A 19,368-nucleotide genomic window follows, 5' to 3' on the forward strand; every position below is an offset into this window, starting at 1 on the left:
TCGGAACGTGCAGCTGACCGAAGACAGGCCGGAGACCGACCGGGTCGACGTCGCGGTGATCGAAGACCATCCGTTGTACCGGCACGCCGTCGTCCGGGTCCTCACCGAGGCCGAAGGCATCGAACTGGGCGCGGTGGTCGATTCGGTCGCCCGGTTCCACGTCCACCCGCAGCCGCCCGGCAGCGTGGTGCTGCTCGACCTCGGCCTGCCGGGGATCGCCGGGGCGGCGGCCGTGCTCCAGGTGTGCGAACTGGGGCATCACGTGCTCGTGGTGTCCGCCCAGGCCGAACCCGAGCAGGTGCTCGGCGCGATCGCGGCCGGTGCCAAGGGTTTCCTGTCCAAGGACGTCGACGTCGACGAGCTGCTGACCGCGATCAGGACGGTCGCGCGCGGCCGGGCCTACGTTTCCGCGGTGGTGGCCGGAATGATCATCAAGGACAACGCCGACCGTCCCGCGTCCGCTCCGGACGTCGCGCTCTCCGCGCGGGAGAAGCAGGTCCTGCGGCTCGTCGCGGCGGGCGAACGCGACGTCGACATCGCCCGCATCCTGGGCATCGGAGTCCGGACGGTCCGCGGTTATCTGGACCGGATCCGTGACAAACTCGGAGAGAGAAGGCGGGCCGGTCTGGTCCGCAAGGCCATCCAGCTCGGGCTCGCGTCTCCGCCGGAGGTGCCCGGTCCGTCTCGGCCGGTCGCGCCCCGCGCCGACGCGGGCGGATTCGAAGGACGCCGGTGAACGCAGACGAGCAGCAGCCGAAACGCAGTACGCCGATCAACGTCGGGGTGATCGAGGATCATCCGCTGTACCGGGACGCCGTCGCGCGTGTCCTCACCGAAGCGCCCGACATCGAGCTGGGCGCCGTCGCGGACTCCGTCGCGCGGTTCGCCGTCCAGGAGCAGCCGCCCGGCAGCGTGGTCGTCCTCGACCTCAAGCTGCGCGGTGTCCAGGACGCCGCCGCGGTGCTCGAAGTGGGGCAGATGGGGCACAAGGTGCTCGTGGTGTCCGCGCACGCCGAGCAGCCCGAGGTCCTGGGCGCCATGCAGGCCGGGGCGAAGGGCTTCCTGTCCAAGGACGTCGATGGCGACGAACTCCTGCGCGCCATCCGCACCATCGCCGACGACAACGCGTACGTGTCGCCGACACTGGCCGGGATGATCATCCAGGACAGCGAAGACCGCCACGCCGGGCCCAAGATCGTCCTGTCCGAGCGGGAGAAGCAGGTCCTGCGGCTCGTCGCGGCGGGCGAACGGGACGTCGACGTGGCGGAGATCCTGAACATCAGCGTGCGGACGGTGCGGTCCTACCTCGACCGGATCCGGGACAAGACCGGCGAGCGGCGGCGCGCCGGTTTCGTCCGCGTGGCGATCCGGGAAGGCCTGCTGCGCTAGACCCCCTCCGCGTTTCGTCCTCTAAATGCGGGGGGCCGAGAAGTTCACCCGCAGCGTGTACACCGAACTGGACGCGGTGATGAACAGGTCGTTCCGCCGCGGCCCGCCGAAGGTCAGGTTCGAGCAGACCTCCGGCACCCGAAGCTTCCCGATCCGCGTGCCGTCGGGTGCGAAGCAGTGCAGGCCGTCGTGCGCGGCCGCCCAGACCCGCCCCGCGGCGTCCAGGCGCACGCCGTCGAAACCGCCGGCGTCACTGGTCGCGAAGACCTCGCCGCCGGAAAGCCGGCCGTCGTCCACCGAGAAAACCCTGATGTGGCTGGGCTTCTGCCGCGTGTCCGCGATGTAGAGCAGCGACTCGTCGAGCGAGAACGCCAACCCGTTCGGTCGCGAGAAGTCGTCCGCGACGATCCGCACCGAACCGTCCACCGGATCGACGCGATAGACGTGACAGGCGCCGATCTCGCTCTCGGCTTGATGGCCCTCGTAATCGCTGTCGATGCCGTAACTCGGGTCGGTGAACCAGATCGCGCCGTCCGAGGACTCGACGACGTCGTTGGGGCTGTTGAACCTCTTGCCCTGATAGGTCTCCGCGAGGACGGTCGTCGTGCCGTCGTGCTCGGTGCGCGTCACCCGGCGGTTGCCCTGTTCGCAGCTGACGAGCCTGCCCTGCCGGTCGACGGTGTGCCCGTTGTGGAATCCGGCGGGCTCGCGGAACACCCCGACCGCGCCTGTGGTCTCGTCCCAGCGCAGGACCCGGTCGTTCGGGATGTCGCTGAACACCAGGTACCGCCCGGCGGGGAAGTAGGCGGGTCCCTCGGTCCAGCGGCAGCCGGTGTGCAGCCGCCGCATCCACTCGTCCCCGTTGACGCGGGCGAACCGCTCGTCGAGCATTTCGAACTGCGCCTTGACCATGTCCATGAGAACCCCAGTGCTCCGAATGAGATATTGCGATCATCATGAACCGCCGAACTTGATATGGTCAAGGCATGGATGACGTGGATCGCATGTTGCTCACCGCGTTGCAGCAGGACGCGACTCAGGCGTATGCCGCGCTCGGCAAGACGGTCGGGCTGTCCGCGGGCGCCGCGCACGAGCGGGTCCGCAAATTGCGCGAACAGGGCGTCATCCGGCGCACGACCGTCGACGTCGACCCGGCGGCAGTGGGCCGGGGCGTGATGGCGTTCGTGCTGGTCGAGGCGGGCTCGTGGATGGGCGACGCGCCGACCAAGGCCGCGCTGGAAGCGCTGCCGGAGGTCGTCGAGGCGCACATCATCGCGGGCCCGGCCTCGCTGCTGGTGAAGGTGCGCACGCCGACCACCGAAGAGCTGCAGGCGTCCTTGCGCAGGCTGTACGCGATCGAGGGCGTGACCGGGACACAGACGATCGTGGTGCTCGAATCCTTCTTCGAGCGCTCGGTGGACGCTACAGGCGACGGTTCGCCAGAACCCCCGTCGCCGCCCGCGCCTTCCCGCTGACCGCGGGGTCGACGTCGACGATCACCAGTTCCGGCCCGGCGCCCAGCTGGGTGTGGAGGCGGCCGAAGCCATCGGACACCGTGGAGTAGCCGATCCCGGTCGGCGCCTTGGGGTTCACCGGGGTCGAGGTCGTGGCCGGATCGGCCTGCCCGCAGCCCAGCACCCAGCAGCCGGAGTCGAGCGCGCGGGCGCGCACCAGCACCTCCCACTGCTCGCGTTTGCCCTCGCCCGCGCCCCAGGACGTGGGCACGAGGACGATGTCGGCGCCGTCGTCGGCCAGCTTCCGGAAGAGTTCGGGGAAGCGGATGTCGTAACAGGTCGCGACGCCGAAGGTCACGCCGTCGACCTCGAAGGTGGCCGGGGCGGTCCCCGGGGCGACCGTGTCCGACTCGGCGAACCCGAACGCGTCGTACAGATGGATCTTGTCGTAGCCGAAATGATGCCCCGCGCCGGTGACGAGCAGCGTGTTGCTCACGCGTCCGTCGGGCGACGGCGTGAACATGCCCGCGACGACCACGACGCCGTGCTCGTCGGCGAGAGCCGCCACTGTGGACGCCCAGGGACCGTCCAAGGGTTGCGCGACGGGCGCGAGCGGGATGCCGAAGCGCGCCATCGCCGCCTCGGGGAACACCACGATCCGCGCGCCCTCGGCCGCCGCGGCCGTCACGCCTTCGCGAATCAGCTTCAGGTTCGTTTCGGGATCCTCGGCCGCCGTGAGCTGGCACAACCCGATTCGCGGCACGGAGGCCTCCCTCATCGTGGGATCGCTGGTCACCACCCCAGTGTGCCTGCTCGGGGCGATCCGGCCACCTCGTACCCTTGACCCATGCTGAACCGTACCGACCTGCGTGGACAGGTCCCGTCCGTTGCCGAACTCAGGAGCACGCTCCCGCGTGCCGAGTACGACGTGGACGCGGCACTGCATCACGTACGGCCGGTGGTCGAGGCGGTCCGCGATCGCGGCGTCGAGGCGGTCCTCGAGTACACCGAGAAGTTCGACAAGGTCCGCCCCGGTGGTGTCCGCGTTGCCGCCTCTGAGCTCACGAGCGCGCTCGCGAACCTGGACCCGGCCGTCCGCGAGGCGCTGGAGGAGTCCATCGTCCGCGCCCGCAAGGTCCACGGCGATCAGCGCCGTCAGGACGTCACGACCGAGGTCGTCGACGGCGGCACCGTCACCGAGCGCTGGATCCCGGTCGAGCGCGTCGGGCTGTACGCGCCGGGCGGGCTCGCGGTGTACCCCTCGACCGTGGTGATGAACGTCGTCCCGGCGCAGATCGCCGGCGTCGGCACGCTCGTCCTGTGCTCGCCGCCGCAGGCCGCGTTCGGCGGGCTCCCGCACCCGACGATCCTGGCCGCCGCCGAACTCCTCGGCGTCGACGAGGTCTGGGCCGTCGGCGGCGCGCAGGCCGTCGCGCTGCTCGCGTACGGCGGCACCGACACCGACGGCACGACTCTGGAGCCCGTCGACATCGTCACCGGGCCCGGCAACATCTACCTCACCGCGGCCAAACGGCTGCTGCGCGGCATCATCGGCATCGACTCCGAGGCGGGCCCGACCGAGATCGCGATCCTCGCCGACGAGACCGCGGACCCGGTGCACGTCGCAGCCGACCTGATCAGCCAGGCCGAACACGACCCGCTCGCCGCGAGTGTGCTCGTGACCACGTCCGAGGAGCTCGCGGACGCCGTCGACAAGGAACTCACCGGTCGCGTCGCCGCGACCAAGCACTCCGAGCGGGTGACGGAGGCCTTGGGCGGCAAGCAGTCCGGCGTCATTCTGGTGTCCACTGTGGACGACGGGATCCGCGTCGTGGACGCATACGCCGCGGAACACCTGGAGATCCAGACCGCGGACGCGCGTGCGGTGGCGGCCCGTGTGCGCAACGCCGGCGCGATCTTCGTCGGGGCGTACGCGCCGGTCTCGCTCGGCGACTACTGCGCCGGGTCCAACCACGTCCTGCCCACCGGCGGGTTCGCGCGGCACTCGTCCGGGCTTTCGGTGCAGAGCTTCCTCAAGGGCGTGCACGTCGTCGACTACAGCCAGGACGCGCTGCGCGAGATCGCCGGCCGCGTCGTCGCGCTGGCGAACGCCGAAGACCTGCCCGCACACGGCGAGGCCATCACGGCGCGGTTCGAGGGGGAGCGGGCATGAGCATCGGCGAGGAGATCACGCTCGACGCGCTCCCGCTGCGGGAGGACCTGCGGGGCAAGACCCCGTATGGCGCACCGCAGCTCGACGTGCCGATCCGGCTCAACACCAACGAAAACCCGTACCCGCCGCCGGACGCACTGGTGGCTGACGTCGCCGAGGCCGTGCGCGCCGAGGCCGCTTCGCTGCACCGGTACCCGGATCGCGACGCCGTCGCGCTGCGCCAGGACCTCGCGGACTATCTCGCGGTGTCCACCGGTGTGCTGGTCTCGGAGTCGAACGTGTGGGCCGCCAACGGATCCAACGAGATCCTGCAGCAGATCCTGCAGGCCTTCGGCGGTCCCGGCCGGTCGGCGCTGGGCTTCGAGCCGTCGTACTCGATGCACCCGATCATCTCGGCGGGCACCCGCACCGACTGGCTGCCGGTGCCGCGCCGCGACGATTTCACGCTCGACACCGAGAAGGCGGCCGCGCTGGTGCGGGAACGCCGTCCGGACATCGTGTTCGTGACCAGCCCGAACAACCCGACCGGCGGGTCGATCCCGTTCGACGAGTTGCGCGGGCTGCTCGAAGCGGCGCCGGGCATCGTGGTGGTCGACGAGGCGTACGCGGAGTTCTCGTCGCAGCCGAGCGCCGTCGAGCTGATCGAGGAGTACCCGGCGAAGCTGATCGTTTCGCGCACGATGAGCAAGGCGTTCGCCTTCGCGGGCGGACGGCTCGGCTATCTCGCGGCGGCGCCCGCGATCGTCGACGCGCTGCAGCTGGTGCGCCTGCCGTATCACCTCTCGAAGCTCACGCAGGCCGCCGCGCGCGCCGCGCTGCGGCACGCGGACGCCACCCTCGCCTCGGTCGCCAAACTCGCGGCCGAACGCGATCGCGTGGTGGAATCGTTGTTGGGCTTGGGATTCACGCCGGTTCCGAGTGACGCGAACTTCGTCCTCTTCGGACGGTTCGCGGACGCGCCCGCGACCTGGAAGTCCTATTTGGACAACGGTGTACTGATCAGGGACGTCGGCATCGCCGGGCACCTGCGGGTGACCATCGGCACGCCGGAAGAGAACGACGCCTTTCTCGAGGCCAGCAAGGAGGTGCCGCGATGAGTCGCGTCGGCAAGGTGGACCGCACCACCAAGGAATCGTCCATTTCGGTCCAGCTTGATCTGGACGGCACGGGGCAGGTGGAGATCGACACCGGTGTCCCGTTCTACGACCACATGCTCACCGCGTTCGGCGTGCACGGCTCGCTCGACCTCAAGGTGCAGGCGACCGGTGACGTGCACATCGACGCGCACCACACCGTCGAGGACACCGCGATCGTGCTCGGCCAGGCGCTGCGGCAGGCGCTCGGCGACAAGAGCGGTATCCGCCGGTTCGGCGACGCGTGGATCCCGATGGACGAAACCCTCGCGCACGCCGCGATCGACGTCTCCGGGCGGCCGTACTGCGTGCACCTGGGCGAGCCCGAGCAGTTCAACAGCTTCACCATCGGCGGGAACTACCCGTTCGTGTTGACGCGGCACGTGTTCGACTCGCTGTCGTTCCACGCGCAGATCGCGCTGCACGTCCGCGTGCTGCACGGCCGGGACCCGCACCACATCGCGGAGGCCGAGTACAAGGCCGTCGCGCGGGCGCTGCGTGCCGCGACCGAGCCGGACCCGCGGGCGGGCGGCATCCCGTCCACGAAGGGCGTCCTCTAACCCCCGCATTTAGAGGACTAAATGCGGCCGGTGGGGCGGTAGGTGGTGAGCTGGACGCCGGACGGAGTCGTCGTCGAGCCGACGAAGTCCAGGGCCTGGGCAGGCGTTCCTTCGGCGAAGAAACGCTTGCCCGTGCCCAAAAGGAGCGGGTAGACGGCCAGCACGACTTCGTCCGCGAGTCCGTTTTCGAGCAACGTCGACGTCAACGTGGAACTGCCCGAGAGGATGAGGTCCGGTCCGTCCTGCGCCTTGATGCGGCTCAAGGCGGTGACGATGTCCGGCCCGATCCCCTCGAACGGGCCCCATTTCAGGCTTTCCGGCCGGTGGGTGACGACGAACTTCGTCGCCGCCTTGATCCGGTCCGCGAACGGCTCGCTCGGCGCGTCCGGCCAGAATTCCGACCAGAGGTCGTAGGTGCGGCGGCCGAGCAGCAGGTCGAAGCGTTCGGTGTGCGCGGCCAGGAGGGCTTCCCGGCCGGCGGGGGTCCGGTAGGGCATGTTCCAGCCGCTGTACGGGAAGCCGTTCTCGTCCTCGGAATGCTGGATCACGCCGTCGAGCGAGATGTGCTCGATGATCTTGAGCTTCCGCATCATGCCTCCAGCAGTGCGTCGAGCTGGGGCATCGCGGCGCGGAACCCCTCTTCCATCCCGGGAATCGTCTTTTCCATGGCTTCGACGCTGGAAAAGCGCGTCACATGGATCATCCGGGATCCCGTGGCTGTCGTCTCGAAGGTGAAAGTCATGGACGTGGGCATGTCCTCGTCGTCGCCGTCACCGTCCTCCGCCTCGAAGAAGTCGATGGGATTCACCGCGGCGAACTTCCAGGAATTGGGCCACTTCTCGCCGTTGGGCCCGGTCAGGAAGTATTCGGCGCGGCCGCCCGTCCGGAAATCGTGATGGGTGAACGTGGCGGGCGCGAACGGCGGCCCCCAGAAGCGTTCCAATTGTCTTGGATCCGCCCAAGCGGCCCAAAGGCGTTTTTGCGGAACGGGAAAGTCCGCCACGACGGTGAGCTGGAGGTTCTCGGGATCTTTGGTGACCGAGGTGATCGGCATCGTCATTCCCCTTCCCGGAGGACATCGTCGAGCTGCGCCACCCGTTGGTGCCAAAGGACTTCGTAGGAGTCGAGAAGCTCGGTGGCGCGCTTGAGCCGCTCGCGGTCGGTCGACACCAGCTGTTCGCGGCCGTTGGCGCGCTTCCGCACGAGCCCCGCGCGCTGGAGCACGGCGACGTGTTTCTGCACGGCGGCGAAGCTCATCTCGTAATGCGCGGCGAGCTCGGACACCGTCGGCGCTTCCGCGATCGCCCGCGCCAGGATGTCGCGGCGGGTGCCGTCGGCCAAGGCGCGGAAGAGCTGGTTGAGCGACTCCTCGCTCTCCTCACGAAGTACAACCATGTGGTTGTACGTTAGCCGGGTCCCGCCCCGGTGACAAGGGACGAGCCCGGCGCGGTCCGGCTCGCGGGCGTGTGGCAGGGTGGCGGTCGTGAGTAACACGACCATCGCTGTGCTGCTGTTCGCGCTCGGCGGCTTCCTGATCGGCGGCGTCTACGCGACCTGGAAGAGCGTCAAGTTCATGGCCGTCGTGCTGGGGATCGGCGCGCTGCTGGCCATCGGCGGCGCCATCGCCTGGCTGGCCTGAACGCCGTCCGCTAAATCGGCTGCGCGTCACGACGACGGCGAGCATGCTGTCCGGCATGTCCGGAAACCCGCGCTCGGTCGCCGAGGTCGTCCGGCTCCAGCGATCGGGGAGCCGCGTCAAGTTCCTGTACTTCTGGGGTCATCAGCCCCGGCGTGACGGCATGGTCGGGCCCGAATGCTTCAGCCAGTGGTGGCCCGCCCGGTTCACCGCCGACGGCGAAACCTTCCCGACGGCCGAGCACTACATGATGTGGCGCAAAGCGGTCCTGTTCGACGACGCCGAGAGCGCGGCGCGGATCCTCGGTGCCCGGCATCCGCGTGAGGCCAAGGCGCTGGGCCGCTGGTCGAGGCCAGCCCGCTGGACACCGTCTGGGGGATCGGGTTGGCGGCCGACCATCCGCACGTCGAAAACGCCGAACGCTGGCGAGGGCTGAACCTGCTCGGCTTCGCGCTGGGAGAGGCCCGCGCGGCACTCGGCTGAATCCGTGAAGGCCTCCTTGAGGGACCCAGAGTCACTCAAGGAGGCCTTCACGGACGGACCTACTTCGTGGCGTCGACCAGCTCCCGCTCATCAGGCGCATCCAGCTGCTTCGCGAGCTTCTCGCCCTCGACGTCGACATCGGGCAGCACGCGGTCCAGCCACTTCGGCAGCCACCACGCACCGCGGCCGAGCAGCGACATCAGCGCCGGCACGATGGTCATCCGGATCACGAACGCGTCCACCAGCACCCCGAAGGCCAGCGCGAACCCGATCGACTGGATCAGCGAGGATTCCGCGAGCACGAAGCCGGCGAACACGCTGATCATGATCAGCGCGGCGGCGACCACGACGCGGGAGCCGTGCCGGAAACCGGTCACCATCGCCTGCTGCGGGTCGGCCCCGTGGACGTATTCCTCCCGCATCCGCGTCACCAGGAACACCTGGTAGTCCATCGCGAGCCCGAACAGCACGCCGATCAGCAGGATCGGCAGCATGCTCATGATCGGCCCGGTCGTCTTCACGCCGAGCAGGTCGGTGAGCCAGCCCCACTGGAACACGGCCACCACGGCGCCGAACGTCGCGACCACGGAGCCGAGGAAGCCCAGCGTCGCCTTCAGCGGGACGACGATCGAGCGGAACACCAGCATCAGCAACAGGAACGCGAGCCCGACGATCAGCGCGAGATACGGCAGCATCGCGTCGGCGAGTTTCTCCGAGACGTCGATGTTGGCCGCGGTCTGGCCGGTCACGGCCAGCGACGCACCGGTGGCCGAGCCCAGTTTCGCGTTCAGGCCGCGGATGTCGCTGACGAGGTCTTCGGTCGCGGTGCTGCTCGGGCCGCTCTTCGGGATGACGGTCAGCAACGCCAGGTCACCGCCGCGGTTGGTCTTGGGCGGCGTGACGATCGGGCGCTCGGGGAGGCCGCCGATACCCGCGGCCGCCTGCTGGAGCGCGGCTTGCCGGTCGGTGCTGCCGCTCAGGTCGACGACGATCACCAGCGGGCCGTTGGCGCCTTCGCCGAAGCTGCGGGCGACGGTGTCGTAGGCCTTGCGCTGGGTGGTGTCCGGCGCGGCGGTGCTGTCGTTCGGCAGGCCGAGCTGCATGCTCGCGGCGGGCACGGCGACGATCGCGAGTCCGGCGATCGCGGCGATCAGTACCGGGATCCGGTGGCGGGCGACGAACTTCGCCCAGCGCTCGCCGTGCGTCGTCGTGCTTTCCTTGCGGCGCAAGCGGATCTTGCCGCCCGCCAGTTTGCCGCCCGCGAAGCCGAGGATGGCGGGCAGCAAGGTGAGCGCGATGACGACCGCGATCGCGACGGTGATCGCCGCGGCGATCCCCATCTCGCCGAGGAACGGGATGCCGACGACGGTCAGGCCCGCCAGCGCGATGATGACGGTCAGCCCGGCGAACACCACGGCGGAGCCCGCGGTACCGGTGGCGCGTCCGGCGGCCTCCTCCGGATCGCGGCCGATGGTGAGTTCGTGCCGATACCGGGAGACGATGAAGAGCGCGTAGTCGATGCCGACGGCCAGGCCGATCATCAGCGCGAGCACCGGCGTGTTCGTGTTCAGTTCGAGGAAACCGGACGCCGTGGTGATACCCGCCATGCCGATGCCGACGCCGATGAGCGCGGTCAGCAGCGGGATCCCGGCCGCGAGCAGCGAGCCGAAGGTGATGATCAGGACGACCGCGGCGACGGCGACACCGAGTCCTTCGGTGGCGTTGGTCGCGGGCATCGCCTGCACGGCGTCACCGCCGAAGTCCACTGTGTACCCGGCCGCCTTGGCGGCGTCCGCGGCGGCCATCAAGCCCTCGCGGTCGGCGTCGGTGAGCTCGAAGCCCGGCACGCGATAGCTGACCTGCGCCAGCGCGACGTGTTTGTCGGGGGAGATCGCCTGCATCTGTAGCGGGTTGACCACGCCGGCGACCTTCGGGGCGTTCTCGAGTCCCTTGACGAGTCCCGTGATCGCCGCCTGTCCGGCGGGGTCGGTGATGTCGCCGGGCGTCGAGATGACGACGCGCGCCGTCGCGCCACCGGCGGCGGCTTCCGGGAACCGGTCGGCGAGCTGGTCGATCGCCTTCTGCGACTCGGTGCCGGGGATGGTCACCGAGTTCGAAAGCTGGCCGGACAGGGTCAGCGCTCCCGCGCCGAGGGCCACCAGGACGGCGGCCCACACCGCCGTCACCAGTGCCCGGCGCCGGAACGAGAACCGGCCCAGGCGGTAGAGGAAGCTGGCCACGAAAGTCTCCCGTTCACTCGATCAGGTTCATTCCAAGCTAGCCGATCGGCTAGGGGCCTACAAGCCGATCGGCAAGTGTGTGACTAGCCGCACGGCTAGTACTCGTTTGGCCACGCGGGCACGCTTGACGTAATCTCCGACGGCTGAACGAGGAGGGAACATGGACGTCGTCCACGCGGAGGACACCCGCACGCGACTACTGGGCACGGCGTTGCGGTTGTTCACCGAACACGGCGTGGAAGGCACCTCGCTGCAGATGATCGCGGACGCCCTCGGCGTCACGAAGGCCGCCGTCTACTACCACTTCAAGACGAAGGCGGAGATCACCGAGTCGGTCGCCGAGCCCGTGCTGCGCGAGCTGGAGGGCATCGTCGACGACGCCCGCGCCCAGCGCACCCGGGGTGCGCAGATCGACCATCTGCTCGACGGTTTCGTCGATCTCGTGGTGCGGCACCGTTCGCTGGTCGCCCTGTTCTCCAGCGACCCCGGCATCGCCCGCGCGATCGAGAAGTCCGTGCACAGCTCGGACAGTTTCAAGAACCGGCTGCTGGAGATCCTGGTCGGCCCGGATCCGGATCTCACCGCGATCGTCACCGCGCAGGTGCTGCTGGCGGGGATCGCCGTCGCCGGCGGCTCGCCCGAGGTCGCGTCGCTCGACGACGAAACGCTGCGCGAAACGCTCCTGGCCGTCGGGCGCAAGCTCTACAACCGCCCGCGCCGCCGTTCGTGACCGATGTGTTCAAGACGGCGGCCGCGATCCACGCGACGCTGTCGGTATGAACATCGATCTGACGACGGCGGCCACGTTCATGGCCACTCAGACCCGACTGCTCGACAGGCGGCGCTTCGACGTCCTTTTCCGCGACGGTGACCCCGCGGCGGCGCTCGCCGCGCTGGAGGCGTACCGCAATCCCGACGGCGGTTACGGCCACGGGCTGGAACCCGACTGCCGCTCGGTGACGAGCCAGCCCGGTGGCGCGCTGCACGCTTTCGAGGTCTTCGCCGACGTCGGCCCGGCGACCAGTCCGCGCGCGGCCGGACTCTGCGACTGGCTCGAATCGATTTCCCTGCCGGATGGCGGGATCCCGTTCGCGGTCCCGATGCCGGATCCGTTCGGCAGCGCGCCGTTCTGGGCGAACGCCGATCCGTCGGTCTCCTCGCTGCAGATCACCGCGATCGTCGCGGTCACCGCCCATCGCGTCGCGGCGCACGATCCCGCGGTCGCCGCGCATCCGTGGCTGGCGAAGGCGACGAGCTACTGCCTCGGCGAGATCGAAAAGCTCGACGAGACACCGCACGCGCTCGTGCTCGCCTTCGCGATGAAGCTGGTGGACGCCCTGGGCGACACGCGTCTGGTCGAGAAGCTCGGCCGGTTCCTCCCGGCCGACGGGGTGGTCGCCGTCGGCGGCGGCATCGAAGGCGAGGCGATGCGCCCGCTCGATTTCGCCCCGGAACCCGGTGGCCCGGCACGGAAACTCTTCCGGCCCGAGGTCATCGAAGCGGATCTGCGGCGGGTGGCGGGCGGCCAGCACGAAGACGGGGGCTGGCGGGTCGACTACACCAGCTATTCGCCCGCGGCCGCGCTGGAGTGGAACGGCATGTTCACCGTGGGCACACTAGGGCTACTGAGGGCCAACGGCCTCGTCTAGCCGCCGCAAGAACTCCGGCGGAACGGCCGCGGTGAGCCACACACCGTTGGCGCTCACCTGGAATTCGTGTCCGGCGGCGGTCATTTCCCGCGCCCCGACGGCTCGCGCGGTGTCCACGGTCGCCGAGAGATGCACGGCGTGCCGGTTCATCGGCCGGAGCCCTCGCGCCGTTTGTCGTTGCCCTCGACGACTTCGTCGAGTTCGTCGGGGGTGAGGGTGATCCCGATGTCGCCGGGTGCGTGCCGCAGATGCCGGGGGAGTCGCTTCGAGACCCGGATGAGGTGTTTCTTGTCCATTTCGAGTCACAGTGACCCAACATCCGGCCCCCGCGTGGCAACGGAATTCAGATGCCGCCCTCGGACGCCGGGCGCAGTTTGCCCGCGCCGGGGCCGAACCGCGACATCTGGTCGTCGGCGTTGTAGAGCCCGCAGCTGCGCAGGGAAAGGCAACCGCAGCCGACGCAGCCGGTCAGCCGGTCACGCAGGCGCTGCAGCGCGTCGATCCGCGCGTCGAGCTCGTCCTGCCAGCCTCGCGAAAGGCGGGCCCAGTCGGCCTTGGTGGGGGCGTGGTCCTTGGGTAGGGTCTCCAGTGCCGAGCTGATGTCGTCCAGGCTGAGGCCGACCCGTTGCGCGGCGCGGATGAAGGCGATCCGGCGCAGCACCGAACGCGAGTACCGCCGCTGGTTGCCAGCCGAGCGTTCGGAGCTGATCAGCCCTTTGTCCTCGTAGAAACGCAAAGCCGTATGGGGCACGCCGCTGCGGTCGGCGACCTGTCCGATGCTCAGGTGTTCAGCCAATCTCGTCACGTCGCCAGGCTAGCCTTGACTTCGACCTAAGTCGAGGTTGCAACCTCGGTTCATGACCACTGACATCAAGACCGGCTACGAGGATCTGCCGCGGCTGATCTCGCTGATGACCGGGGACGAGAAGCATCAGGCCGCCGCGGAGTCCACTGTGGACGTCTTATGGGTGCTCTACGACCGTGTGCTCGACATCACCCCGGAGAACATCCGCGAGCCCGGCCGCGACCGTTTCCTGCTGTCGAAGGGCCACGGCCCGATGGCTTATTACGCGGTGCTGGCGAAGAAGGGATTCATCCACGAGGAGGAACTCGCCGATTGGACTTCGGCCGAGTCCCGGCTCGGCCACCATCCGGACCGGGCGAGGCTGCCCGTGGCCGAGATCTCCAGCGGTTCGCTCGGGCACGGCCTTCCGCTGGCCATCGGCACCGTGTTCGGCCTGCGCGCCAAGGGATTCCGTGACGCCAAGGTCGTCACCCTCGTCGGCGACGCGGAACTCGACGAGGGCTCCAACCAAGAGGCCATCGCGGTCGCCGGCCGTATCGGCATGCCGCAGCTGACCGCCGTCGTCGTCGACAACTCCTCGGCCACGCACGGCTGGCCCGGCGGGATCGCGCGCCGGTTCGAGGTCGAGGGCTGGACGACACGCACCGTCGACGGCCGCGACCACGACGCGCTCCACGAAGCCCTCACCAGCCCCCATCCGGACCGGCCGCTCGCCGTGGTCGCGACCGTCGAGCGAAAGGCATGAACCCGTGAACATGCGCGAAACGTTCCTGGAAGCCGCCGCCGAAGTGCTCGACACCGACGCGAACGTCGCCGTCGTGCTCGCCGACATCTCCGCGGCACAACTCGCCTTCGCCGCGAGGAAACATCCCGACCGGGTGCTCAACGTCGGCATCCGCGAACAACTGATGATGAGCACCGCGGGCGGGCTGGCGCTGGCCGGGATGCGCCCGATCGTCCACACCTTCTCGTCGTTCCTCGTGGAGCGGGCTTTCGAGCAGGTCAAACTCGACCTCGGACATCAGGACGTCGGCGCCGTGCTGGTGTCGTCGGGCGCGTCCTACGACATGCCGACCGCCGGGCGGACGCATCAGGCGCCCGGCGACGTCGCCCTCATCGACACGTTGCCGGGCTGGACCGTGCACGTGCCGGGACACCCCGAGGAAGCACGGCGGCTGCTGCTCGAGTCCATCCCCGGCACCGGGCGCGTCTATCTCCGGCTTTCCGCGCAGGAGAACGCGAAAGCGCATCTGGGCGCGGGCCTGCAGACACTGCGCGAAGGCGGGCGGGGCGTGGTCGTGGCCGTCGGGCCGATGCTCGACAGGGTGCTGGAAGCGACAGCCGATCTCGACGTCACCGTGCTCTACACCTCGACGATCCGGCCGTTCGACGCCGCCGGGCTGCGTTCGGCCGTGGAGGCCGCGGGCAGCACCGACGTCGTACTGGTCGAGCCCTACCTCGCGGGAACCTCGGCGCACGCGGTGGCGGACGCTTTGTCCGAAACGCCGCACCGGCTGCTGTCGCTGGGCGTCCGGCGCGACGCGGAAGTCCGGATCTACGGCGAAATGGCCGATCACGACCTCGCCCACGGTCTCGACGCCGGTTCGATCGCCTTGTCCGTCAAGGAATTCCTCCGCTAGCGTCACCGGGATGACGAAGATCCGCCCGCTCGCGCTCGGGGTGATCCGCCGCGGCGACGACCTTCTCGTGTTCGAAGGCCGCGACCACGCCAAAGGAGTGACCTACCACCGGCCGCTGGGCGGCGGGATCGAGTTCGGCGAGACCGCCGCCGAGGCGCTGCACCGCGAATTCCAGGAGGAACTCGCGGCGGAGCTGACCTCGGTCGAGCAGATCGCCGTGCTGGAGAACGTGTTCACCTTCGAAGGCAGGCCGGGGCACGAGATCGTGTTCCTGTTCACCGCCGACCTCATCGACAAGGCGTTCTACGAGCGCGACGAGGTCGGCGTCGTCCTCGACGACGGCGCCCGCGTGCACTGGCTGCCGATGGCCGACGTGGCGAGCGGCAAGGCGATCCTCTACCCGGACGGGCTCGCGGATCTCCTTTCCGCGCGGGACTGATCGCCGCTCAGCGGAAAGCGGCCAGCCCGGTGACCGATTGGCCGAGCGAGAGCGCGTGCATCTCCTCGGTGCCCTCGTAGGTCAGCACGGTCTCCAGGTTCGACATGTGCCGCATCACCGGGTACTCCAGCGAGATGCCGTTGGCGCCGAGCATGCCGCGCGCGGTCCTGGCGACCTCCAGCGCGGAGCGGACGTTGGCGAGCTTGCCGAAGCTGACGTGGTTGTGGTGCAGCGTCCCGGCGTCCTTGAGCCGCCCGATCCGCAGCGCGACCAGCCCGGCGCGGTTGACCTCCACGACGAGGTCGGCGAGTTTGCGCTGGGTGAGCTGGAATCCGGCCAGCGGTTTGCCGAACTGTTCCCGGCTCAGCGTGTACTCCAGCGCGGACTCGTAGCAGGAGCGAGCGGCGCCGACGACGCCGAACAGGATCCCGTAGCGCGCTTCGTTCAGGCAGGACAGCGGTCCGCGCAGTCCCCTGACCTCGGGGAACGCCGCCGAATCCGGCAGGCGGACGCCGTCGAGCACCAGTTCCGCGGTCAGCGAGGCCCGCAGCGACAGCTTGTGCTTGACCTCGTTCGCGGTGAAGCCCGGCGTGTTCGTGGGGACGACGAAGCCGCGCACGCCTTCGTCGGTCTGCGCCCAGACGACCGCGACGTCGGCGACGGTTCCGTTGGTGATCCACATCTTCGTGCCGCTCAGCACCCAGTCGGAGCCGTCGCGCACCGCGCGTGTCCGCATGCTGCCGGGGTCGCTGCCGGCGTCCGGCTCGGTCAGGCCGAAGCAGCCGAGCGCCTCACCGGCGGCCATCCGCGGCAGCCACTCCTGCTTGTGGTCCTCGGTGCCCCATTTGTGGATCGCGTACATCGCCAGCGAACCCTGCACCGAGACGAAGCTGCGCAGCCCGGAGTCGACGGCCTCGAGTTCGCGGCAGGCGATGCCGTAGGCGACCGCGCTGGTGCCCGCGCAGCCGTAACCCTCCAGGTGCATGCCGAGCAGTCCGAGCTGCCCGAACCCCTTGGCGAGCTCGGCGGCGGGCAGGGCGCCCGTTTCGTACCATTCGGCGACGTTCGGCAGGAGCTGGTCGTGCGCGTACGAGCGCACGGCGTCCCGCATGGCCCGGTCCTCGGCGGAGAGCTCGGCGTCGAGATCGAGGAAGTCGCGCGGATCCGGGCTGCTGCTCATGCGTCACTCCTGGTCGGCTCGGTGGGGCATCTTCCTATGAAGAAAACCACACACACGACCGGAGTCGGGTGTCAGCGATCGCGCCATCCGGTGGTCTTCGTCACCTGAACCGATGCCGTGGCCGTCCGGGCGGGGGCGGAGCGCCGCTTCTGCGCCGGGATCAGCAGCTCCGCGAAGGTAGGGAAAGGCACGCTGTCGATGTCCTCGCGCCAGGCGTTGAGCAGGCGGGTCAGGTCGTCGGCGTCCTGCATCGTTCCTCCATAAGTGCAGGGCGGTCCTGCGCCGGCCTTTCACTCGGAGTCGCTATTACCCAGAAGAGTGAAGGTCGAAACAGGGAATCCGGGGAAAATCCGGTCCGCTAGCCTGGAGAGCGTGGCTACTCCTCGCGTGGTGATCCTGGACTACGGGTCCGGCAATCTCCGGTCCGCCGAACGCGCCGTCGAGCGCGCCGGTGCCGACGTCGAGGTCACCGCGGACCCGCATGCCGCGCTGGAGGCCGACGGCCTGGTCGTTCCCGGTGTCGGCGCCTTCTCCGCCTGCATGGAGGGGCTGCGGTCGGTGTCGGGGGAGAAGATCATCGGCAAACGTCTCGCCGGTGGCCGCCCCGTGCTGGGCATCTGCGTCGGCATGCAGATCCTGTTCGAACGCGGGGTCGAGCACGGCGTGGAGGCCGAAGGCGCGGGCGAATGGCCGGGCACGGTCGACCGGCTGGAGGCCGACGTCCTCCCCCACATGGGGTGGAACACCGTCCGCGCCCCGGAGGATTCGCAGTTGTTCGCCGGGCTCGACGCGGACACGCGGTTCTATTTCGTGCACTCCTACGCCGCGCGGACCTGGGACCTGGACTCCGGCCTCGCCGGGCAGCAACCCAAGGTGACCTGGGCGAACCACGGTCAGGACTTCGTCGCCGCCGTCGAGAACGGGCCGCTGTGGGCGACCCAGTTCCACCCGGAGAAGTCCGGGGACGCGGGTGCGCACCTGCTGCGCAACTGGCTGAACACCCTCGCTTAGAGTGGGCGCGTGACTTTCACGCTCCTTCCCGCCGTTGATGTGGCCGATGGCCAGGCCGTGCGACTCGTCCAGGGCGAGGCCGGCACCGAAACCTCCTATGGCAGCCCGCTGGAGGCGGCGCTCGCCTGGCAGCGTGACGGGGCGGAATGGATCCATCTGGTGGATCTCGACGCCGCGTTCGGCAAGGGCTCCAACCGCGAGCTGCTCGCCGACGTCGTGGCGAAGCTCGACGTCCAGGTGGAGCTCTCCGGCGGCATCCGCGACGACGCGTCGCTGGAGGCCGCGCTGGCCACCGGCGCCCGCCGGGTCAACCTCGGCACGGCGGCGCTGGAGGACCCGGAGTGGACCGCGAAGGTCGTCTCCTCCTACGGCGACCGGGTCGCCATCGGGCTGGACGTGCGGATCACCGAGGCCGGGCACCGGCTGTCCGCGCGCGGCTGGACGCAGGACGGCGGTGACCTCTGGGAGGTCCTCGACCGGCTCGACCGCGACGGCGCGCAGCGCTACGTCGTCACCGACGTGAGCAAGGACGGCACCCTCCAGGGCCCGAACATCGAGCTGCTCCGCGAGGTCGCCGCCCGCACCGACGCGCCGGTCATCGCTTCCGGCGGTGTGTCCAGTGTGGACGATCTCCGCGCGCTGGCCGCGTTGGCCCGCGACGGTGTCGAGGGTTCCATCGTCGGCAAGGCGCTCTACGCCGGCGCGTTCACCCTGCCCGAGGCGCTCGCCGCCGTCGCGGAGTTCTGAGCTTTACCTCCCGGGTAATCGACGCCGCGCGCCCGTTCGGTCAGGATTCCTTCCAGGACAACGAAACCTGGGAGGACATCATGACCGCGTACGGTATCGCCCACCTTCGCCCCACCGGTGCACCGACCGAAGAGGTGCTCGAGTACCTGGAGCGGATACAGGACACGCTCGACCCTTTCGGCGGGAAGTTCCTCGTGCACGGGAACGAGATCGAGGTCGTCGAGGGGGAGTGGCCGGGAGCGCTGGTGATGATCGGCTTCCCGAGCCTGGCCGTGGCCCGCGAGTGGTACGCGTCGCCCGCCTACCGGGAGATCCTGCACCTGCGGGCGGACCACATCCCGGGCGATCTGATCCTGGTGGAGGGCTGCGGGCCGGACCACGACTCGGCGGCGATGGCGGCGGAGCTGCGGGAGGCTCAGCTCACTCGGCCAGCTTGATCGCGATTCCCACGGTCCGGTCCTTCGGCCCCCGCAGCCTGCTGAAGAACATCGTGACCCGGCCGGTGATCCCGTACTTCCGCGCGATCACCTTGCGCACACGTTCGGTCTCGTCGAGATCCAGCAGCCGCGCCTCGCCCGCGACGACGTCGCCGTGGGTCTTGTTGCCGCGGAAGTCGCAGGCCTGGACCTCGACCCGCCCGCTGTTGCGGATGCGTTTGACCTTGCCCGCCTTCCGTTCGGACCAGATCACCAGTTCGCCGCCGTCGCCCGCCGCCCAGACCGGCGTCGGCACCGGGGTGCCGTTCTTGCGGAAGGTGGTCAGGACGACGTACTTCTCGGCGGCGATCCGCTCGAACTCCGATCCCATGTGCAGAGTCTAGGCGCTGTCC

General features: G+C 69.4%; 25 protein-coding genes and 2 pseudogenes. 16 read left to right on the plus strand and 11 right to left on the minus strand.

Annotated features, from left to right (window positions below; translation table 11 throughout):
* The first annotated feature begins 7 nt into the window (after nucleotides 1–7).
* Together AB8M46_RS39175 and AB8M46_RS39180 are read left to right on the plus strand one after the other, a co-directional pair.
* Complete coding sequence (locus AB8M46_RS39175) at nucleotides 8–736, plus strand: response regulator transcription factor (RefSeq protein WP_161791127.1); 729 nt, start codon at nucleotides 8–10, stop codon at nucleotides 734–736.
* Complete coding sequence (locus AB8M46_RS39180) at nucleotides 733–1,389, plus strand: response regulator transcription factor (RefSeq protein WP_037344813.1); 657 nt, start codon at nucleotides 733–735, stop codon at nucleotides 1,387–1,389. Before AB8M46_RS39175 ends, AB8M46_RS39180 begins: the two co-directional genes overlap by 4 nt.
* Nucleotides 1,390–1,410: 21 nt before the next feature.
* Here AB8M46_RS39180 and AB8M46_RS39185 read toward each other — a convergent pair whose 3' ends face one another.
* Complete coding sequence (locus AB8M46_RS39185; RefSeq protein WP_394363433.1) at nucleotides 1,411–2,307, minus strand: SMP-30/gluconolactonase/LRE family protein; 897 nt, start codon at nucleotides 2,305–2,307, stop codon at nucleotides 1,411–1,413.
* A gap of 68 nt (nucleotides 2,308–2,375) precedes the next feature.
* Here AB8M46_RS39185 and AB8M46_RS39190 point away from each other — a divergent pair, with 68 nt between their 5' ends.
* Nucleotides 2,376–2,864 carry an Lrp/AsnC family transcriptional regulator gene (locus tag AB8M46_RS39190; RefSeq protein WP_394363434.1) on the plus strand — a complete coding sequence of 163 codons (489 nt, stop codon included), beginning with the start codon at nucleotides 2,376–2,378 and terminating at the stop codon, nucleotides 2,862–2,864.
* Here the strand turns inward: AB8M46_RS39190 and AB8M46_RS39195 are convergent.
* Nucleotides 2,812–3,606 (minus strand): carbon-nitrogen hydrolase family protein, encoded by a 795-nt coding sequence (locus AB8M46_RS39195; protein ID WP_350596780.1) that lies wholly within the window; start codon nucleotides 3,604–3,606, stop codon nucleotides 2,812–2,814. The two genes, AB8M46_RS39190 and AB8M46_RS39195, sit on opposite strands and share 53 nt — an antisense overlap.
* An 84-nt stretch (nucleotides 3,607–3,690) precedes the next feature.
* Here AB8M46_RS39195 and hisD point away from each other — a divergent pair, with 84 nt between their 5' ends.
* Genes hisD through hisB form a run of 3 tightly spaced genes read left to right on the plus strand, consistent with a single transcriptional unit; the run spans nucleotide 3,691 to nucleotide 6,709 of the window.
* Nucleotides 3,691–5,016: a histidinol dehydrogenase gene (hisD, locus tag AB8M46_RS39200; RefSeq protein ID WP_394363435.1), complete on the plus strand. Its 1,326-nt coding sequence runs from the start codon at nucleotides 3,691–3,693 to the stop codon at nucleotides 5,014–5,016.
* Nucleotides 5,013–6,113 (plus strand): histidinol-phosphate transaminase, encoded by a 1,101-nt coding sequence (locus AB8M46_RS39205; protein WP_037344823.1) that lies wholly within the window; start codon nucleotides 5,013–5,015, stop codon nucleotides 6,111–6,113. The genes hisD and AB8M46_RS39205 overlap by 4 nt, the downstream gene beginning before the upstream one ends.
* Nucleotides 6,110–6,709, plus strand: a complete 600-nt coding sequence (hisB, locus tag AB8M46_RS39210; protein WP_007029930.1) for an imidazoleglycerol-phosphate dehydratase HisB — start codon at nucleotides 6,110–6,112, stop codon at nucleotides 6,707–6,709. The genes AB8M46_RS39205 and hisB overlap by 4 nt, the downstream gene beginning before the upstream one ends.
* Nucleotides 6,710–6,726: 17 nt before the next feature.
* On the opposite strand, the gene AB8M46_RS39215 is transcribed toward hisB, so the two are convergent.
* Genes AB8M46_RS39215 through AB8M46_RS39225 form a run of 3 tightly spaced genes read right to left on the minus strand, consistent with a single transcriptional unit; the run spans nucleotide 6,727 to nucleotide 8,104 of the window.
* Nucleotides 6,727–7,299 carry a dihydrofolate reductase family protein gene (locus AB8M46_RS39215; protein WP_037344827.1) on the minus strand — a complete coding sequence of 191 codons (573 nt, stop codon included), beginning with the start codon at nucleotides 7,297–7,299 and terminating at the stop codon, nucleotides 6,727–6,729.
* A complete protein-coding gene (locus tag AB8M46_RS39220; RefSeq protein WP_394363436.1) occupies nucleotides 7,299–7,769 on the minus strand; it encodes an SRPBCC domain-containing protein in 471 nt (156 codons plus the stop codon). Before AB8M46_RS39220 ends, AB8M46_RS39215 begins: the two co-directional genes overlap by 1 nt.
* Complete coding sequence (locus AB8M46_RS39225; RefSeq protein ID WP_394363437.1) at nucleotides 7,766–8,104, minus strand: ArsR/SmtB family transcription factor; 339 nt, start codon at nucleotides 8,102–8,104, stop codon at nucleotides 7,766–7,768. The genes AB8M46_RS39220 and AB8M46_RS39225 overlap by 4 nt, the downstream gene beginning before the upstream one ends.
* A gap of 88 nt (nucleotides 8,105–8,192) precedes the next feature.
* Here AB8M46_RS39225 and AB8M46_RS39230 point away from each other — a divergent pair, with 88 nt between their 5' ends.
* Together AB8M46_RS39230 and AB8M46_RS39235 are read left to right on the plus strand one after the other, a co-directional pair.
* Nucleotides 8,193–8,348: a hypothetical protein gene (locus tag AB8M46_RS39230; RefSeq protein WP_016335988.1), complete on the plus strand. Its 156-nt coding sequence runs from the start codon at nucleotides 8,193–8,195 to the stop codon at nucleotides 8,346–8,348.
* A gap of 43 nt (nucleotides 8,349–8,391) precedes the next feature.
* Nucleotides 8,392–8,828: pseudogene (locus AB8M46_RS39235) on the plus strand (NADAR family protein).
* A gap of 59 nt (nucleotides 8,829–8,887) precedes the next feature.
* On the opposite strand, the gene AB8M46_RS39240 reads toward AB8M46_RS39235, so the two are convergent.
* Nucleotides 8,888–11,068 carry an MMPL family transporter gene (locus AB8M46_RS39240; protein ID WP_394363438.1) on the minus strand — a complete coding sequence of 727 codons (2,181 nt, stop codon included), beginning with the start codon at nucleotides 11,066–11,068 and terminating at the stop codon, nucleotides 8,888–8,890.
* Nucleotides 11,069–11,228: 160 nt separating this feature from the next.
* On the opposite strand from AB8M46_RS39240, the gene AB8M46_RS39245 reads away from it, so the two are divergent.
* Entirely contained in the window at nucleotides 11,229–11,798 is a 570-nt protein-coding gene (locus AB8M46_RS39245) for a TetR/AcrR family transcriptional regulator (RefSeq protein WP_016335985.1), read from the plus strand.
* A 46-nt stretch (nucleotides 11,799–11,844) separates the two neighbouring features.
* Complete coding sequence (locus AB8M46_RS39250; RefSeq protein WP_394363439.1) at nucleotides 11,845–12,717, plus strand: hypothetical protein; 873 nt, start codon at nucleotides 11,845–11,847, stop codon at nucleotides 12,715–12,717.
* Here the strand turns inward: AB8M46_RS39250 and AB8M46_RS39255 are convergent.
* Nucleotides 12,691–13,013 (minus strand): annotated as a pseudogene (locus AB8M46_RS39255) (hypothetical protein). The gene AB8M46_RS39250 and the pseudogene AB8M46_RS39255 sit on opposite strands and share 27 nt — an antisense overlap.
* 47 nt (nucleotides 13,014–13,060) lie before the next feature.
* A complete protein-coding gene (soxR, locus tag AB8M46_RS39260; protein WP_016335982.1) occupies nucleotides 13,061–13,522 on the minus strand; it encodes a redox-sensitive transcriptional activator SoxR in 462 nt (153 codons plus the stop codon).
* A 52-nt stretch (nucleotides 13,523–13,574) separates the two neighbouring features.
* On the opposite strand from soxR, the gene AB8M46_RS39265 reads away from it, so the two are divergent.
* From AB8M46_RS39265 to AB8M46_RS39275, 3 genes are read left to right on the plus strand one after another with little or no spacing between them, the layout of a single operon-like run.
* The gene (locus AB8M46_RS39265) at nucleotides 13,575–14,267 is read left to right on the plus strand and encodes a transketolase (RefSeq protein ID WP_394363440.1); all 693 of its coding nucleotides are present in this window, start codon (nucleotides 13,575–13,577) and stop codon (nucleotides 14,265–14,267) included.
* Nucleotides 14,268–14,271: 4 nt separating this feature from the next.
* Nucleotides 14,272–15,162, plus strand: a complete 891-nt coding sequence (locus AB8M46_RS39270) for a transketolase family protein (protein ID WP_037344841.1) — start codon at nucleotides 14,272–14,274, stop codon at nucleotides 15,160–15,162.
* A gap of 10 nt (nucleotides 15,163–15,172) precedes the next feature.
* Nucleotides 15,173–15,601 (plus strand): NUDIX hydrolase, encoded by a 429-nt coding sequence (locus AB8M46_RS39275; RefSeq protein ID WP_037344844.1) that lies wholly within the window; start codon nucleotides 15,173–15,175, stop codon nucleotides 15,599–15,601.
* Between the two features lie 7 nt (nucleotides 15,602–15,608).
* On the opposite strand, the gene AB8M46_RS39280 is transcribed toward AB8M46_RS39275, so the two are convergent.
* Both AB8M46_RS39280 and AB8M46_RS39285 read right to left on the minus strand, forming a co-directional pair.
* Nucleotides 15,609–16,781: an acyl-CoA dehydrogenase family protein gene (locus tag AB8M46_RS39280; protein ID WP_378427765.1), complete on the minus strand. Its 1,173-nt coding sequence runs from the start codon at nucleotides 16,779–16,781 to the stop codon at nucleotides 15,609–15,611.
* A 71-nt stretch (nucleotides 16,782–16,852) separates the two neighbouring features.
* Nucleotides 16,853–17,032, minus strand: coding sequence for a hypothetical protein (locus tag AB8M46_RS39285; RefSeq protein WP_016335976.1), 180 nt, complete (start codon nucleotides 17,030–17,032; stop codon nucleotides 16,853–16,855).
* A gap of 136 nt (nucleotides 17,033–17,168) precedes the next feature.
* Here AB8M46_RS39285 and hisH point away from each other — a divergent pair, with 136 nt between their 5' ends.
* The 3 genes from hisH to AB8M46_RS39300 all read left to right on the plus strand — a co-directional run bounded on the left by hisH (nucleotide 17,169) and on the right by AB8M46_RS39300 (nucleotide 18,976).
* Entirely contained in the window at nucleotides 17,169–17,792 is a 624-nt protein-coding gene (hisH, locus tag AB8M46_RS39290; protein ID WP_038510345.1) for an imidazole glycerol phosphate synthase subunit HisH, read from the plus strand.
* A gap of 9 nt (nucleotides 17,793–17,801) precedes the next feature.
* Nucleotides 17,802–18,539: a bifunctional 1-(5-phosphoribosyl)-5-((5-phosphoribosylamino)methylideneamino)imidazole-4-carboxamide isomerase/phosphoribosylanthranilate isomerase PriA gene (gene priA / locus AB8M46_RS39295; protein ID WP_037344851.1), complete on the plus strand. Its 738-nt coding sequence runs from the start codon at nucleotides 17,802–17,804 to the stop codon at nucleotides 18,537–18,539.
* A gap of 80 nt (nucleotides 18,540–18,619) precedes the next feature.
* Complete coding sequence (locus AB8M46_RS39300) at nucleotides 18,620–18,976, plus strand: DUF1330 domain-containing protein (protein WP_394363441.1); 357 nt, start codon at nucleotides 18,620–18,622, stop codon at nucleotides 18,974–18,976.
* Here the strand turns inward: AB8M46_RS39300 and AB8M46_RS39305 are convergent.
* The gene (locus AB8M46_RS39305) at nucleotides 18,960–19,346 is read right to left on the minus strand and encodes a PPOX class F420-dependent oxidoreductase (RefSeq protein ID WP_037344855.1); all 387 of its coding nucleotides are present in this window, start codon (nucleotides 19,344–19,346) and stop codon (nucleotides 18,960–18,962) included. The genes AB8M46_RS39300 and AB8M46_RS39305 overlap by 17 nt on opposite strands.
* Nucleotides 19,347–19,368: the final 22 nt, after the last annotated feature.

The sequence above is a fragment of the Amycolatopsis sp. SB7-3 genome (assembly GCF_041021335.1).
Classification (GTDB): domain Bacteria; phylum Actinomycetota; class Actinomycetes; order Mycobacteriales; family Pseudonocardiaceae; genus Amycolatopsis; species Amycolatopsis japonica.